This window comes from Kribbella steppae (genome assembly GCF_004342025.1).
Taxonomy (GTDB): Bacteria; Actinomycetota; Actinomycetes; order Propionibacteriales; family Kribbellaceae; genus Kribbella; species Kribbella steppae.
Map to the genome: position 1 here is coordinate 44,794 of NZ_SLWN01000011.1, position 14,999 is coordinate 59,792.

Here is a 14,999-nt window from a genome sequence, read left to right on the forward strand (position 1 = left end):
AACCCCTCAAAGATACGTAACGGATCTTGATGCTGTGTCGAGTAAATCCCTCGTGGACAGAGGCAGTCAATCGACGACCAGATGATGATACGTTGACTATCCATGAGAATGATCGATCGGCTGCGTGAATACGTCGAGGACGAGACCCCGACGGGTGCGGTGGACGCGCTGAACGCCTTCGCCGACCGCCTCCTCAGCCGGTACGGCGAGCTCGGCGGCACCGCCCGACGCGTACCGGCGCCGACCGGCGACCACGTCGTCGCCGACTTCCCCGGCCGCGGTCCACGCGCCGCCGAGGCACCACTGCTCTTCCTTGCGCACCATGACACGGTTTGGCCGATCGGCCAACTGCAGGACGCGATGCCGTGGCGCGAACAGGACGGCGTGATCCACGGCCCCGGCGTCTTCGACATGAAGGGCGGCCTCGTCGTCCTGGAGACGGCCCTCGAGCAGGTCGCCGGCCTCGACCACCGTCCGGTGCGGGTTGTTGTCGTTGCTGACGAGGAGGTCGGTTCCCCGTCAGCGCGTGAGCTCGTGACGGCCGAGTCGGCCGGCGTGGTCGCCGCGTTCGGTCTGGAGCCGCCGCATCCGAACGGCGACCTGAAGACGTCCCGCCGCGGCAGCAGCCGGGTCCGGATCGAGGTCACCGGCCGCGAGGCGCATGCGGCCCTCGACCCCGGCACCGGCGTCTCCGCGATCGACGAACTCCTCGATCAACTGATCGCCGTTCGCGCACTGGTCTCGGAGTACGACGACGTGCTGTGCAACGTCGGCACGATCACGGGTGGCGGGCGGACGAACGTCGTACCCGGGAATGCGTCGGCCGACCTCGGCTTCCGGTTCGTCGATCCGGAAACGGAACGGGCCGTGCTCGATGCCGTGAAAGGCCTCCAGCCGGTACGACGTGACGCCGTACTGGAGGTGTCCGTGATGTCGAATCGGCCGGCCTGGCAACCGTCCGAGGCTGCCGACCTGCTGCTGGCCAAGGTCGCAGAGGCCGGTCGTTCTGTGGGTCACGAGGTCGGCGGTGCGGCGGCGTCAGGTGCCGCCGACACCAATCTGACCGGCTGGCTGGGCGTCCCGACCCTCGATGGTTTAGGACCGCGGGGCAAGGGCGCCCACGCTGTCCACGAGCAGGTGATCGCGGCGAGCCTGGCCGAACGGGCAGCCCTGGTCGCCGCGATCATCACCACGCTCTAGCGCGGGTAGACCTGCTTCACAGTTCCTGCGGATCCACCGCCTCGACGCGTCGGCTCGGCCGCTGCCAGGATCGCTCCGCCGGGCAGGAACTCCAGGGCCGCGACCGCACCGATCTCGGCGGCCGAAGTGCCTGGCGCGCCCGCTGCAACGAAGGTATGTCCCAGCACCGTCAGCTCGGCTGCGGCCGGCGTATCGATGAAAGCCTGCTCGGCCGTCACGGCCGGCGTGTTGCGCTGGGAGGCGCGCGGCGCGGCAACTGCCTCAGGCAGGGTCATGCCGCGGTCGAGCCGGTTCGTCAGCGTCTGCAGGACGGTGGTGATGATGGTCGAGCCACCCGGCGAACCGAGGGCCAGGAACGGCTTGCCGCCGCGCAGCACGATCGTCGGCGACATCGACGACCGCGGCCGCTTGCCCGCCTCGATCCGGTTCGGGTCGTTGGGGTTGGGAGCCGCGGTGAAGTCGGTCAGCTCGTTGTTCAGCAGGAAGCCACGGCCGGGGACCGTGATGCCGCTGCCGCCGGTCTGCTCGATCGTCAGTGTGTAGGACACGACGTTGCCCCACTTGTCCGCCGCGACCAGGTGCGTCGTCGACAGACCCTCGCTGTCCGGCCGCTCGGCGGTCGCTACGCCCGGCGGACAAGCTGAGTACGACCCGTCCGGCGAGCCCGCCAGCACCGGTTTGGTCAGAACCGTGGTGGGCTTGATCAGGCAGGAGCGCTCGGCGCCGAAGCCGGGCGACAGCAGTTCCTTCGTCGGGACATTCACGAACGCCGGGTCCCCGACGTACGCACCGCGATCGGCGAAGGCCAGGGCCGACGCCTCGAGGTAGGTGTGCAGTGCCTGCGGAGTCGTCATCTGCCCGATGTGCTGCGGCGTGAGGATGTTCAGCGCCTCCCCGACCGTGGTCCCACCCGACGACGACGGCGCCATGCCGTAGACGTCCAGACCGTCGTACCGGACCTTGGTCGGATCCCGCTTGATCACCTTGTACTTCGCCAGATCGCTGGTGGTGAGGAGACCGGGGAACACCGGCAGCACGGCGTTCGCCGTCTTGGGCGGGTTCTGCGCCGTCGCCGCCATCTCCGCCGCGAGCGGTCCGTCGTAGAACACCGACGGGCCCTTCTTCCCGATCAGTTGGTAGGTATCGGCGAGCTCAGGGTTCTTGAACACCGAGCCGACCAGCGGCGCGTCGCCATTGGGCAGGAACAGCTTGGCGGTCGGCACGATCTGGGCGAACCGGGCCTTGTTGTCGAGCGTCTGAAGTCGGAAGGTCTGGTCGACCACGAACCCACGATCAGCCAGCTCCGCGGCCGGCTTGAGGGCCTTCCCGAGTGACAGCGAACCCCACCGCCGCAGCGCAGAGTCCCACGTCGCCAGCGTTCCCGGTACGCCGACCGACAGCCCGGACGTCACCAACTGCGCGAAGGGATAGGGCTGGCCGGTCGCAGGGTCGACGAACGAGTCGATCCGCATCCCCGCGGGCGCGGTCTCGCGACCGTCGAGCGTGGACACCTTGCGCTTCTTGGCGTCGTAGTAGACGAAGTACCCGCCGCCACCGATCCCCGCGGAGTACGGCTCGGTCACCCCGAGCGCGGCCGCGGTGGCCACCGCGGCGTCGACCGCGTTGCCGCCACGTCGCAGGACGTCCAAACCGACCTTCGTCGCCTCCGGGTCGACCGAGGAGACGGCGCCGCCGAACCCGATCGAGGTCGAAGTCTTGACCGGCGGCTGTGATGGATGCGCGGCCGCCGTACTCGCCGTCAGGGCGGACAGGACAAGCGCACCAGCAGACAGGGATGCGACCAGCTTCTTCGGTGTCACCGGATACTCCCGCGGGCGTCGACGTACAGGGACTAGGTGGTGTCTATGCCCTTGCCTATCCCGAAGTCGGCCGTTATGCCAGTTCTGGCGCGGCTAGTTGACGGTGCAGGACGCCATGAAGCGCTGCAGAAGTCCGTCGTTCCAGTCCAGGGTGCCGGCCGGGAGCTCGACCAGGAGCCACTGGTCCTCGAGCTTCACCTGACCTGCGAGGCGGCCGTTCAACGTGCCGATGTGGAACGCCTTGCCGCCCGCGTCGGTGACCCGGACCGCCCGCAGGCTCTTCGCTGCCGGCGCCGCCTGCAGCACCACCTTGGTGGCCACGTCCGCCGTCCGCACCGTCGGTCTGGACAGCACCACGCGGTCCTCGGCGATCGGGGTCTCCGCGGTCCAGCCCTTCGGGGTGAGTGAGCAGCCGATAGTGTTCCACGGCTGCCGGTTCGACACCAGCTCGACCAGCATGCCGGCGTAGGTCGAGGTCGGCTCGCTGCCCTCGGCGATCATCGGCGTCGGCACCGCGGACTCGGCCGTGGTCGGCACCGCAGACTCGGCCGTGGTCGTCGCCGCGGTCTTCTCACCCTCGCCGGACGCGACCTCGCTGCTGCCGTTGTTCCACCACTTCACCTGGTCGCCGATCGCGAGTACGGCGGCCGACACCGCGGCGACGCACAGCACACCGGTCACCCGGCGGCGCCGCTTGATCCGGCGCAGGGCACGCCGGCCGCGGGCGACATCCGCGTCGATGTCCGCAGCCGGGAGTCCGTCGGCCGCCTGGTCGGCGAACCCCTCCAGCAGCTTCCTAACCTCGTCCACTTCTAGCTACTCCCCGTCGCAGGATCCGCTTCCTCGCTCATCAGATCCTTCAGTCGTTTCAAGGCCTTGGCGGTCTGGCTCTTCACGGTGCCCTCGGTGCACTCCAGGATCCGCGCGCAACTGGCCACGTCGAGATCCTGGAAGTACCGCAGGACGAGTACGGCGCGCTGCCGCGGCGCGAGCTCCAGCAGGGCCCGCCGGACCGCGAGGGTGTCGACCGGGTCCACCTCGTCGGTGAGCCTCGGCTCAAGCGTCTCCGCGGTCACCACCTCCGGATGGCGGCCGGCCCGGCGGCGCTCGTCCAGGAACGCGTTGACCAGGATGCGGTGCGCATACGGCCCGGCGCCCTCGTGGCGGATCCGGTGCCAGTGCACGTACACCCGGGTGCAGGCGATCTGAACCAGGTCCTCCGCGGTGTGCGCGTCACCCGCGGTGAGCAGCAGTGCCGTCCTCATCAGTCGGGTTCGGTCCGCGAGCAGGTACTCGCGGAACTCGGCCTCACGGTCACCCCCTCGCATCGACGGCCCCCAGGCCTACGCCTTCTTCCACCCCGACTACGCCACCGATCCCCCGTCGGTTGCCTTCGGCTATCACTGAAAGTGCCTTCTCCACCAGATCGGGGTCGTCGTACTGCAGCCAAGTGATGCGTTGGTCCTTACGGAACCACGAGTCCTGCCGCCGAGCGAAGCGGCGGGTGGACTGCGCGGTCCGCTCCCGCGCCTCCTGCTCACTGATCTCACCGTCGAGCAACGCGATCACCTGCGAGTAGCCGAGGGCACGGTTGGCCGTCTTCCCCTCAAGCAAACCCTTGTTCAGCAGATCTCGCACCTCGGCGACGAAACCCGCGTCGAACATCCGGTCCACCCGGCGGCCGATCCGCTCGTCCAGCTCCGGCCGCGGTACGTCGAGACCGATCTGCACCGCACCCGGGTAGACGTAGTGATGCTCGGGCAGGGTCGCGACATACGGACCACCGGTGATCTCGATGACCTCCAGCGCCCGGACGATCCGCCGCCCGTTGCTCGGCAGGATCTGCGCGGCCGCGGCCGGATCAACCTCGGCCAGCTTCTGGTGCAAGGCCCCGGACCCGATCTCCTCGAGTTCGTTCTCGAGCCGCTCCCGGACTTTCGCGTCGGTGCCGGGAAAGACGAAGTCGTCGAGGATGGCCCGGACGTACAGCGCCGAACCGCCGGCAAGGACCGGGACCACCTGACGGCCGATGCAGTCGTCGATCGCTGCTCTGGCCAACTGCTGGAACTCGGCCACGGTCGCCGTCTCGGTCACGTCGAGGATGTCGAGCAGGTGATGCGGTACGCCGTGGCGTTCAGCCGTGCCGATCTTCGCCGTACCGATGTCCATGCCGCGGTAGACCTGCATCGCGTCGGCGTTGACCACTTCGCCGTTCAGGCGCTTGCACAGGGCAACGGACAGGTCGGATTTGCCGGCCGCGGTCGGGCCGACGACCGCGACGACGAGTGGTTCGGCCATCGCTCCAGTCTGGCAGGCTCCCCATGAAGTCTCGGACAAGAGGGTGGCACTGACCTTGTGGATGACCCGGGATGTTCGGTAGGAACGCTGCAGATCGCAACACTCATACGGGAGGATGAAACAAGTGACGAATCCGTTCGAGGAAGGCTCCGACGCGGCCAAGGACGCTGTCGGCCTGGGGCAGGACGAGGACATCGCGGCCGTGAAGCGCAGTGGTGGGGACGTCGAGCGCAGCGGTGGGGATGTGGAGTCCGGCGGTGACGTGGAGTCCGGCGGGGATGTCGAGTCCGGTGGAGATGTGGAGTCGGGTGGCGACATCGAGTCCGGTGGGGACGTAGAGTCCGAGCCAGGGTCGGGCGTCTGAGCCCGTCCTATGGCACGGCGGGGATCCCACAGTTTCGGCGTACCAGGTGCGAAGATCACCGTTAGCTGTCTGTAAGCACTCAACTACGCAGGAATGGGAGCCCCGAGATGGGCATCTTCGACAAGTTCAAGGGCAAGGCCGAGGACCTGAAGGGCAAGGCCGGCGACCTGGTCGACCAGCACGGCGACAAGGTTGGCGAGGGTCTGGACAAGGCCGGTGACTTCGTCGACGAGAAGACGGGCGGCAAGTACGGCGACAAGATCGACCAGGGTGTCGACAAGGCCAAGCAGGGCCTGGACGGCCTCGACGGCCAGAACGACGACATCCCGGACAACCCGAACCGCCCCGCCTGAGCACCACACCTGAAGGGCCGCGAGCACCAGCTCGCGGCCCTTCAGCATGTTCCGGCAGCCCGCAGCCTGGTCGAAGAGACCTACGACCTGGTTGACGTTCACCTGCCCGAAGTGGACCTCGAACGACTGCGCAGCCTGTTCCGATCCGAGCGCCGGCCTCCGGACACGCTGCCCGCGACCACCAGCCTCTAGCCCACGAATCACCCGTACGGCGGTTCAGACCTTGAGGCGCATCACGACGAAGCCCCACGGATTGCGCGGGTCGTCGGAGCTGCGGAGTTCGTCGCGGCCGGTTGCCTTGAAGCCGAGCTTCTCGAACATCGACATCGTCCCCATATGTCCCAGCGTGCGGGTGGTCGCCGGGCATGCGTTGACCCGTCCGATGCCCGGGATCTCCTTGCTCGGCCAGTTCTGCTGGAGGTAATCCAGCACTTCCGGCGACCGGTGGCCGAATGTCTTGCGCAGCTTTCCCACCATGGGATCGTGGTGCGGGAAGGCCATCGGTGTCGCCCCGATCCAGCCTCCGCCGTGTTTCCGGATCGCCGCGACCGCCGCAGCCAACCCCGTGCCGGCCACGCCCTGTCTGCGGTACGTCATCAGAGTTGTCAGGCAGGTGATCCGCCACTGCGACGAGGGATGCCGGGCGAACATCTGCTCCGGAATCTTGTGATCGCACTCAAGCGGTACTTCGTCCGCGCGACCGAAGTGACACCAGCCGACCGGCTCGCCGTCGGCGTACACCAGGATCCCGTGCGCCTGCCAGCTCCGAACCAGTTCCTTGACCGCGCTCAACTGCTGGGCGCGCATCCACTCCTGGTGCGGGAACTGCTTCTGGGATCGGTCTGGAGCCCCCAGGCGATCAGCTCGCTCCTTCGCCGTACCCGCAAGCGGAGTCAGATGCCGACCGAAGAAGTAGAGGGTGCAGGCACAACCGTGGACCTGAGAGAAGAACTGCTCGAAGTCGGGAAACGTGCGCATCGACAGTTCCCGCGTCGTCAACCTGACCGCATCCGCCGCCATCAGTCACCTCCGCTCGAGCGGTCGACCTGGCTGCCCAAACCGTACCCGCCTTAGCTGTGCAGGGTGGGCCGGTAGATGAGCTCTTGGGTGTGGCCGTCGAGCGTGCGGCTCTCGATCAGCTCGAGGTCGAAGTCGGCCGCACCCTGGAAGATCGGGTCCACTCCGGTCTGTCCGGTGATCACCGGGAAGAGCGTCACCTGGACGCGGTCGACCAGACCGGCGGCCATCAGCGCCCGGTTCAGCGACAGGCTGCCGTGCGAGCGCAACGGCACCTCGGACTCCTCCTTCAGCCGGGCGACGATGTCGACGGCGTCGCCGCTCGCGAGGGTCGCGTTCGACCAGTCGAGCGGTCCTTCGAGTGTGCTCGACACCACGGTCGTCGGCAGGCTCATCATCCGGGTGTTCACCGGGTCGTCCACCTTGGACTCCGCGGCGCTCGGGCCGAGCACCTGCACGAATTGCCGATAGGTGTTGGCCCCGAGGACCATCCGCTGCTCCTCCCCGTACAAGGCGAGGCGGCGGTCGAGAAACTCAGGCCCAGCTTTACCCCAGTAGCCGCCCCAGTCGCCACCGTCGTACGAGCCGAAGCCGTCGAGGCTGGAGAAGATGTCGAAGGTGTAGGTCGCGGTCATGATGGCCTCCTTGCGTACGGTGGGGCGCCCCCTCATGGGCGCCCCCTTACCCCTGCTACGAACACCTCGACCCTGATCCGACACCGCCTCCCGGTTTTCTCCCGAGGACCTTCTGTTGTCGGTGGGGGTTACTAGGGTGCCTGTATGGATCGGTTTCGGGTGGTTCCGGCGGCATACGTGGTGTTGCGGCGGGGGGATGAGGTGTTGATGTTGCTGCGGGCCAACACCGGCTACATGGACGGGCACTGGGCGGTGCCGGCGGGGCATGTGGAGAAGGATGAGTCGGTGTTCGGGGCGGCGATCCGGGAGGCGCGGGAAGAGGTTGGGGTGGAGATCGATCCGGCTGACCTGGTGCCGGTCACCGCGATGCATCGGACCGGTGGGAACGGGGATCCGATCGACGAGCGGGTGGACTTCTTCTTCACCGCGTCGAGGTGGAGTGGCGAGCCGCGGCTGATGGAGCCGGGGAAGGCTGATGCCCTCGACTGGTTCGCGCTCGACAAACTGCCTGATCCTGTGGTGCCGCATGAGGCGCGCGTTCTGGCCGGGCTGTACGGCGGTGGGCTTCCCGCCGTGATCGCCCACGGCTTCTGACCAGCCCTCCCGCGCCGCCCAGGGTTCTTCTCGGGTTCATCGACCGATGAGCTGAACCGCTTTAGAGTTTCCTGCTGTGTCAGCGAGCTCTGGAGGCGGGATGGACGAGCGGTACGACGGAACGAGTCGGCGGCGGCTGCTGCAAGCGGGCGCACTCGGCGCCGGCGCGGTGATCGCACCAGGCGTGCTGAGTGCCGGGAAGGCCGCGGCGGACTCGACTGCGGCCGCCACCACAACACGAGCCGATACCGAACACCCGCGCTTCACGCTGGCCGTCGTACCGGACACGCAATATCTGTTCGACCTGGATCGTGGTGATGCGACGCCCTTGATCGCGAGCTTCGAGTACCTGATCGACCAGCAGTCGGCCGAGAACATCGTCTTCACCGCGCATCTCGGTGACGTGGTGGAGAACGCGCTGGCGTCCGAGTTCGCCCAGGCCGACCCGGTGTTCACGGTCCTCGACCGGGCCCGGATGCCGTACAGCGTGCTGGCCGGCAACCACGACGTCGACGCGTCCAAGGACGACACTCGCGGCGACTCGGCGTACCTGCGGACCTTCGGGCCGCAGCGGTTCCGCCGGATGTCGACGTACGGCGGCTCCACCCAGAACGGCTACAACAGCTACCACGTGTTCCGCGCGGCCGGCCGACAGTGGTTGCTACTGGCAATGGACTGGCGACCGTCCGACGCGAGTTTCGCCTGGGCCCGCGGGGTGATCGCGGCCCACCCGCGGCTGCCCGCCATCCTCACCACACACGAACTCGTGAACGCCGACCACGGCAACCCGGTGGCGTACTTCACCGACCACGGCAACCGGGTCTGGGACCAGTTGGTGGAGGACAACGACCAGATCTTCCTCACCCTGAACGGGCACTTCTGGCCGCCCGGCCGGGTGGTCCGGAAGAATGCCGCCGGCAACGACGTGCACCTGCACCTGACCAACTACCAGGACCGGTACTACGGCGGATCGGCGATGATCCGGCTCTACCACTTCGACCTGGCCCGGAACACGATCGACGTCGAGACGATCGCACCGTGGATCCTCGACCAGGACCCGGCCCGGCGCAGTGAGCTGGCCGAGGGTGAGATCGAGCTGACCGACGACACCAACCGGTTCAGCGTGCCGATCGACTTCGATCAGCGGTTCGCCGGGTTCGCCCCGATCCCGGTCCGCCCGGCCCGGCCGGCCAAGCAGCTCGTCGTTCCGGGCACAGCGGCGTACTGGAGATTCGACGGACCGCTGTCGGACCAGGTGACCGATCACTCGGGTCAGGGCAACCACCTGACGCGGGTGCTGCTGTCCGAGGACGGGATCAGCGCCTCGGCGGAGTACCACCCGGACCAGCCTGGGCACGCCAGCTGGTTGTTTGCCGGCGGCAAGAAGCCGGCCCGTGGCGGCTACCTGCGTACGGCGGACAACGCGCCGCTCAACGCGATGACATTCAGCAAGGGCTACACGATCGAGGCGTTCGTGAAGCTGACCGACGACGGCGCCGACCACGCCTGGCAGGGACTGCTCAGCCGGATGGGCACCGGCGCGGACGCGGGGAAGACCGGCAGCGACCCGTCCGAGCCGGTCGTCAACCTCGCCTTCTCCGGCGGCCGCCAACTGCAGTGGGCGGTGTATCCGCTGGACCGCAACGACACCTTCACCAACTGGGGCCACGAGCGGGTCGCCGGCCAGTGGTTCCACCTCGCGGTGGTCAACGACGGACGGCACTCCACCCTGTACGTCGACTCGTCACCGCTGCTCCGCAACCCGGCGACCCCGTCCAACGGACTCGCGACCGCCGGCAAACCGTGGCTAGTCGCCGCCAACCACTACGACAACGTCATCGAGCAAGCCTTCGCCGGCCACATCGGCGAACTCCGTATCGTCACGCGCGCCCTGAAACCGTCGCAGTTCCTGAACGCCTAGGTACCGAAGGACAGGAGGTAGTGCCCCCTTCGTGCCAAGCCTGAGCGCAGGCCGGCCTGGCTCCGGTCCGGCGAGGCGAGGACCTCCTGTCCTTCGGTCCCCCAACCGTCAGAGATACGAGCGGATCAGGTCTTCCTGCGCCGGCAGGAGGGCCAGCTCCTCGGGGGTGAGGGTGACGTTGCGCCCGCGTACGGCGAGGGCGTCGGCGAGACCCGGCGTGGGGTCGATGGAGTTGGCGAGGTAGGCACCGAGGGCTTCGCGCAGAAGCGGAGTCAGGGCTTCGAACGACGGGTCGAGCGCGACCTGGGCGAAGATGATCGCGGTCATCGCGATGTCGAACTCCGGCGTGCCTTCCTCGGCGTTGCGCCAGTCGATGACGACCGGTCCGTCGGCGGTCGCGATCACGTTGAGCGGGTGCAGATCGCCGTGGACGACGACCTGGCCCGGCGTACCGCTGGGCGCGGGGATCGCCTGCAGGCGGCGGTGCAGATCGGCGTGGATCTCGCCGACCTCGGTCGCGTTGAGGTCACCGGCCATGGCGGCGTCCCCGAGCGTCGGCCCGTCGAGTCGCTGGATGACCATGTCCGGGCCGGAAACCTCGCGCACCGCCGGCACGGGATAGTCGAACTTCGCGACGTGACGCATGAAGTCGGCCTCGTCGCGCACCGGGTGCCCGTTGCGGTAGCGCCGCAGCACCCAGGAGTCGTCGAGCGCGTAAACATCCGCATCCCGCCCCGCCGCGAACGGCTGCGCGTCAGGGGGAAGGAGAGGCGCGCGCTCAGCGGCCGGCCGGTCGGTCACCCGACCTGGCAGCCGCCGACTGCCGGCTCGAGCGGTTGGGCGCCGATGGTGGGCATGCCGAGCATCACGCCGGGCGTCGACGCCGGTTGGCCCTGCGCCGCTTCCCACGCGTCGCCGGCGCGCGTACGCCGTACCGACCCGAAGACATCCGCGACCAGGTGGTGCGGGGCGCCGTAGGTGACCTCGACCGTTGCCAGGTCACCCGGTCGCGGCGCCTCGACCCCCTCGGGAAGGGCGAAGTGGACCAGCCGGTTGTCGCGAGCCCGCCCGCTCAGCCGGTGGGTGGCGGCGTCCTTGCGCCCCTCCCCCTCGGCCACGAGCACCTCGAGCGACCGCCCGACGATCTTCTTGTTCTCCTCCCAGGCCATCTCGTCCTGCAACGCGACCAACCGCTCGTACCGATCCTGTACGACGTGGCGCGGGACCTGCTCCTCCATCGACTCCGCCGGCGTGCCCGGGCGCTTGGAGTACTGGAAGGTGAACGCACCCGCGAAGCGCGCCTGCCGGACCACGTCGAGCGTGCCCTGGAAGTCCTCCTCGGTCTCCCCCGGGAAGCCGACGATGATGTCGGTGGTGATCGCCGCGTCCGGCATCGCCGTACGGACGTCCTCGATGATCTTGAGGTAGCGGTCTCGGCGGTAGGACCGGCGCATCGACTTCAAGATCCGGTCTGAGCCGGACTGCAGCGGCATGTGCAGCGAGGGCATCACGTTCGGCGTCTCGGCCATCGCCTCGATCACGTCCGCGGTGAAGTCCCGCGGGTGCGGCGAGGTGAACCGGACCCGCTCGAGTCCGTCGATCGTGCCGCAGGCGCGGAGCAGTTTGCCGAAGGCGTAGCGGTCGCCGAATTCGACGCCGTACGAGTTCACGTTCTGACCGAGCAGGGTCACCTCGAGCACGCCCTCGGCGACCAGTGCCTCGACCTCGGCCAGTACGTCGCCCGGCCGACGGTCCTTCTCGCGGCCGCGCAGCGCCGGGACGATGCAGAACGTGCAGGTGTTGTTGCAGCCGACGCTGATCGACACCCAGGCCGAGTACGGCGACTCGCGCCGGGTCGGCAGCGTGGACGGGAACACCTCGAGCGACTCGAGGATCTCGACCTGCGACTCCTTCTGCACCCTGGCCCGCTCCAGCAGCACCGGCAGCGAACCGATGTTGTGGGTCCCGAAGACGACGTCCACCCAGGGCGCCTTCTTGGTGATGCTGGCCTTGTCCTTCTGCGCCAGGCAGCCGCCGACGGCGATCTGCATCCCGGGGTTCTTGGCCTTCACCGGCGCCAGGTGGCCGAGGTTGCCGTACAGCTTGTTGTCGGCGTTCTCCCGGACCGCGCAGGTGTTGAAGACGACCACGTCGGCCTGGTCGCCCTCGGGCGCGCGGACATAGCCCGCGTCCTCCAGCAGCCCGCGCAGCCGCTCGGAGTCGTGGACGTTCATCTGGCACCCGTAGGTGCGGACCTCATAAGTACGCATGACAGCCACCTAGAGTACGTGCCGCGGTAGACATTCCCCTACCTGGGATGCGCGGCCTGCACCCCCTGACCCGCGGCGGCGCGACGAGAATAGTGAAGGGCATGAACAGTTCTCGTCGTCAGTTCCTCGCCCGTACCGCCGCCGGTGCCGCTGTCATCGCCGGGGGCTCCGTCAGCACCGGCCTGGTCAGGCCGCTCGCGGCCGTCGGTGCGACACCCCTCACCGCGCTCACCAAGGTCACCGTCATCGACGTCGCGACCGGCCGCCGGGACCGCCACCAGACCGTCCTGATCAGCGGCGACCGGATCATCGGCGTCGGCCGCCACCTCCCGGTCCCGCGCGGGGCCGTCGAACTCGACCTGGCCGGGAAGTTCGTCATCCCCGGTCTCTCCGACATGCACGTCCACAGCCTCGGAGACGAGCGGGTCTCTCCCCCGCTGTACCTCGCGAACGGGATCACCACGGTCCGCGAGATGGCCGGCAACAACCCGGCGCTGTACGACTGGCGCGACCGGATCGAGGCCGGCACCCTACTCGGGCCGCGGATGGTCGTCGCGAGCAACATCATCGACGGCGACCCCACCCTGTGGGACCAGAACCTGATCCAGGTGATCGTGGTCGACGACGAGCCGTCCGCGCGGGCCGCCGTACGCCGGGTCAAGGCCGAAGGCGCCGACTTCGTCAAGGTCTACTCACGCCTGAGCCCCACGTCGTACGCCGCCATCCTCGACGAGGCCCGCAGGAACGGCGTGACCGTGCACGGCCACGGGCCCGACCAGCTCACCTCGAAGCAGGTCAGCAACGCCGGGCAGCGCAGCATCGAGCACATCCACTCGCTCGGTCTCGCCGTCTCCACCCGGGAGGCCGAGGTACGGCGGATGCTCCTCGACATCACCGTGACGTCGGGCGACTACAACTCCTGGTTCCGGCAGCTGCACCCGATCGAGTGGATCGCGGCGCACACCTTCAGCCGGGCCCGCGCCGCGGACGTGTTCGGCACGCTGCGACGCAACCGCACCCGGGTCACACCGACGCTCACCATGCACACCGTGCTCGACCAGCCCGACCACGCAGCCCTCGATCCCGCGTTGGCGAAGTACCTGAGCGAGGACGCTGTCTTCGCCTACGACTACGCCCTCAACACCCTCTACAAGGCCAACCGCCCGGCCGAGGAGATCGCCCGCCAGCGCCAGATGTGGGCGTGGCGGCAACGATTCGTCGGCGAGCTGTTCGCGCACGACGTCCCGATCCTGGCCGGCACCGACACCGGTACGCCGTACTCCGTCCCCGGCTTCGCCCTGCACGACGAACTCGAGCACCTCGTCGACGCCGGTGCGACCCCGCGCCAGGCCCTGTACGCCGCCACCGTCGAGCCGGCCCGGTTCCTCGGGCTACGGGCGGATCTGGGCTCGGTCGAACCCCGCAAGATCGCGGATCTCGTCGTCCTGGATGCGGACCCGTTGACCGACATCCGCAACACTCGCCGGATCCATAGCGTGATCACCCGCGGCCGGGTGATCTCCCCGACGGCGCGGCAGCGGATGCTCGCCGAGGTGGAGGCGGCGGTGAAGGAGCCTCCGACCGCGGCCACGATCGCCGCGAGTGGGTGCTGCTGAGCGACACTTCGAGCAGGCTGTGACCGGGTGGTCACAGCCTGCTCAGCTATATTGCAGATCGTTACCACCGTGGAACCGACCAGCGCTGCGACGGAACCCAAGGCTCCGCTAGGTTCTGGCCATGAGCGATTCCGGCACCTTGACGACAACCGGTCTGGTGGCCCTGACCGGCGTCAACAAACATTTCGGTGACCTGCACGTCCTGAAGGACATCAACCTGTCCATCGCCAAGGGCGAGGTCGTCGTGGTGATCGGCCCGTCCGGGTCCGGCAAGTCGACGCTCTGCCGCGCGATCAACCGGCTGGAACCGATCGACGAAGGCACCATCATGCTGGACGGACAGCCGCTGCCGAGCGAGGGCAAGGCCCTGGCAAAGCTGCGGGCAGATGTCGGCATGGTGTTCCAGTCGTTCAACCTGTTCGCGCACAAGACGATCCTGCAGAACGTCACGCTCGGCCCGTGCAAGGTCCGCAAGACGGACCCGAAGGCGGCCGAGCAGCGGGCGATGGAACTGCTGGAGCGGGTGGGGGTGGCCAACCAGGCCTCGAAGTACCCGGCTCAGCTGTCCGGTGGCCAGCAACAGCGCGTCGCGATCGCGCGGGCGCTGGCGATGGATCCGAAGGTCATCCTCTTCGACGAGCCCACCTCGGCGCTCGACCCGGAGATGATCCAGGAGGTCCTCGAGGTGATGATCGACCTGGCCAAGCAGGGCATGACGATGGTCGTGGTCACGCACGAGATGGGCTTCGCGCGCACCGCCGCGAACCGGGTGGTGTTCATGGCCGATGGCGAGATCGTCGAGGAGGCCACTCCGGAGATCTTCTTCACCAACCCCACCTCACGACGTGCCCAGGACTTCCTCGGCAAGATCCTGAAGCACTGACGTCCGCCCGCTGCCGTACCAGCAACCA

Annotated in this window: 15 protein-coding genes; 7 read left to right on the plus strand and 8 right to left on the minus strand. The window is 68.2% G+C overall.

Annotated elements, in window-relative coordinates:
- The first annotated feature begins 102 nt into the window (after nucleotides 1-102).
- Complete coding sequence (locus tag EV652_RS29390; protein ID WP_132212522.1) at nucleotides 103-1,200, plus strand: M20/M25/M40 family metallo-hydrolase; 1,098 nt, start codon at nucleotides 103-105, stop codon at nucleotides 1,198-1,200.
- On the opposite strand, the gene ggt is transcribed toward EV652_RS29390, so the two are convergent.
- From ggt to miaA, 4 genes are all read right to left on the minus strand, one after another.
- The gene (gene ggt, locus EV652_RS29395) at nucleotides 1,197-3,020 is read right to left on the minus strand and encodes a gamma-glutamyltransferase (protein WP_132212523.1); all 1,824 of its coding nucleotides are present in this window, start codon (nucleotides 3,018-3,020) and stop codon (nucleotides 1,197-1,199) included. The two genes, EV652_RS29390 and ggt, sit on opposite strands and share 4 nt — an antisense overlap.
- Nucleotides 3,021-3,113: 93 nt before the next feature.
- On the minus strand, nucleotides 3,114-3,830 hold the full coding sequence (locus EV652_RS29400) for a hypothetical protein (protein ID WP_132212524.1): 717 nt from the start codon (nucleotides 3,828-3,830) through the stop codon (nucleotides 3,114-3,116).
- Between the two features lie 2 nt (nucleotides 3,831-3,832).
- The gene (locus EV652_RS29405; protein WP_132212525.1) at nucleotides 3,833-4,348 is read right to left on the minus strand and encodes a sigma-70 family RNA polymerase sigma factor; all 516 of its coding nucleotides are present in this window, start codon (nucleotides 4,346-4,348) and stop codon (nucleotides 3,833-3,835) included.
- A complete protein-coding gene (gene miaA, locus EV652_RS29410; protein WP_132212526.1) occupies nucleotides 4,335-5,318 on the minus strand; it encodes a tRNA (adenosine(37)-N6)-dimethylallyltransferase MiaA in 984 nt (327 codons plus the stop codon). The genes EV652_RS29405 and miaA overlap by 14 nt, the downstream gene beginning before the upstream one ends.
- 124 nt (nucleotides 5,319-5,442) lie before the next feature.
- On the opposite strand from miaA, the gene EV652_RS29415 reads away from it, so the two are divergent.
- Both EV652_RS29415 and EV652_RS29420 read left to right on the plus strand, forming a co-directional pair.
- Nucleotides 5,443-5,682 (plus strand): hypothetical protein, encoded by a 240-nt coding sequence (locus EV652_RS29415; protein ID WP_132212527.1) that lies wholly within the window; start codon nucleotides 5,443-5,445, stop codon nucleotides 5,680-5,682.
- A gap of 107 nt (nucleotides 5,683-5,789) precedes the next feature.
- Nucleotides 5,790-6,035: an antitoxin gene (locus EV652_RS29420; RefSeq protein ID WP_132212528.1), complete on the plus strand. Its 246-nt coding sequence runs from the start codon at nucleotides 5,790-5,792 to the stop codon at nucleotides 6,033-6,035.
- 216 nt (nucleotides 6,036-6,251) lie between these two features.
- Here the strand turns inward: EV652_RS29420 and EV652_RS29425 are convergent, their stop codons facing one another.
- Complete coding sequence (locus EV652_RS29425; protein WP_132212529.1) at nucleotides 6,252-7,055, minus strand: hypothetical protein; 804 nt, start codon at nucleotides 7,053-7,055, stop codon at nucleotides 6,252-6,254.
- Between the two features lie 50 nt (nucleotides 7,056-7,105).
- The gene (locus tag EV652_RS29430; protein WP_132212530.1) at nucleotides 7,106-7,687 is read right to left on the minus strand and encodes a dihydrofolate reductase family protein; all 582 of its coding nucleotides are present in this window, start codon (nucleotides 7,685-7,687) and stop codon (nucleotides 7,106-7,108) included.
- Nucleotides 7,688-7,831: 144 nt separating this feature from the next.
- Between EV652_RS29430 and EV652_RS29435 the strand changes: the two genes are divergently transcribed.
- Both EV652_RS29435 and EV652_RS29440 read left to right on the plus strand, forming a co-directional pair.
- Nucleotides 7,832-8,281: an NUDIX hydrolase gene (locus tag EV652_RS29435; RefSeq protein ID WP_132212531.1), complete on the plus strand. Its 450-nt coding sequence runs from the start codon at nucleotides 7,832-7,834 to the stop codon at nucleotides 8,279-8,281.
- A gap of 76 nt (nucleotides 8,282-8,357) precedes the next feature.
- Nucleotides 8,358-10,202 carry a LamG-like jellyroll fold domain-containing protein gene (locus EV652_RS29440; protein ID WP_242002084.1) on the plus strand — a complete coding sequence of 615 codons (1,845 nt, stop codon included), beginning with the start codon at nucleotides 8,358-8,360 and terminating at the stop codon, nucleotides 10,200-10,202.
- Between the two features lie 108 nt (nucleotides 10,203-10,310).
- Here the strand turns inward: EV652_RS29440 and EV652_RS29445 are convergent, their stop codons facing one another.
- Complete coding sequence (locus tag EV652_RS29445; RefSeq protein WP_132212532.1) at nucleotides 10,311-11,003, minus strand: phosphotransferase; 693 nt, start codon at nucleotides 11,001-11,003, stop codon at nucleotides 10,311-10,313.
- The gene (miaB, locus tag EV652_RS29450; RefSeq protein WP_132212533.1) at nucleotides 11,000-12,472 is read right to left on the minus strand and encodes a tRNA (N6-isopentenyl adenosine(37)-C2)-methylthiotransferase MiaB; all 1,473 of its coding nucleotides are present in this window, start codon (nucleotides 12,470-12,472) and stop codon (nucleotides 11,000-11,002) included. The genes EV652_RS29445 and miaB overlap by 4 nt, the downstream gene beginning before the upstream one ends.
- A 101-nt stretch (nucleotides 12,473-12,573) precedes the next feature.
- Between miaB and EV652_RS29455 the strand changes: the two genes are divergently transcribed.
- Together EV652_RS29455 and EV652_RS29460 are read left to right on the plus strand one after the other, a co-directional pair.
- Complete coding sequence (locus tag EV652_RS29455; RefSeq protein WP_132212534.1) at nucleotides 12,574-14,088, plus strand: amidohydrolase family protein; 1,515 nt, start codon at nucleotides 12,574-12,576, stop codon at nucleotides 14,086-14,088.
- Between the two features lie 154 nt (nucleotides 14,089-14,242).
- Nucleotides 14,243-14,971, plus strand: coding sequence for an amino acid ABC transporter ATP-binding protein (locus EV652_RS29460; protein WP_206752099.1), 729 nt, complete (start codon nucleotides 14,243-14,245; stop codon nucleotides 14,969-14,971).
- Nucleotides 14,972-14,999 lie beyond the last annotated feature (28 nt).

What these genes read in the sequence shown, in the direction of transcription:
- EV652_RS29390 (WP_132212522.1), top strand. Translation starts at nt 103, where the DNA reads ATGAGAATGATCGATCGGCTGCGTGAATACGTCGAGGACGAGACCCCG.
- EV652_RS29405 (WP_132212525.1), bottom strand. Translation starts at nt 4,348, where the DNA reads ATGCGAGGGGGTGACCGTGAGGCCGAGTTCCGCGAGTACCTGCTCGCG.
- miaA (WP_132212526.1), bottom strand. Translation starts at nt 5,318, where the DNA reads ATGGCCGAACCACTCGTCGTCGCGGTCGTCGGCCCGACCGCGGCCGGC.
- EV652_RS29420 (WP_132212528.1), top strand. Translation starts at nt 5,790, where the DNA reads ATGGGCATCTTCGACAAGTTCAAGGGCAAGGCCGAGGACCTGAAGGGC.
- EV652_RS29425 (WP_132212529.1), bottom strand. Translation starts at nt 7,055, where the DNA reads ATGGCGGCGGATGCGGTCAGGTTGACGACGCGGGAACTGTCGATGCGC.
- EV652_RS29430 (WP_132212530.1), bottom strand. Translation starts at nt 7,687, where the DNA reads ATGACCGCGACCTACACCTTCGACATCTTCTCCAGCCTCGACGGCTTC.
- EV652_RS29435 (WP_132212531.1), top strand. Translation starts at nt 7,832, where the DNA reads ATGGATCGGTTTCGGGTGGTTCCGGCGGCATACGTGGTGTTGCGGCGG.
- miaB (WP_132212533.1), bottom strand. Translation starts at nt 12,472, where the DNA reads ATGCGTACTTATGAGGTCCGCACCTACGGGTGCCAGATGAACGTCCAC.
- EV652_RS29455 (WP_132212534.1), top strand. Translation starts at nt 12,574, where the DNA reads ATGAACAGTTCTCGTCGTCAGTTCCTCGCCCGTACCGCCGCCGGTGCC.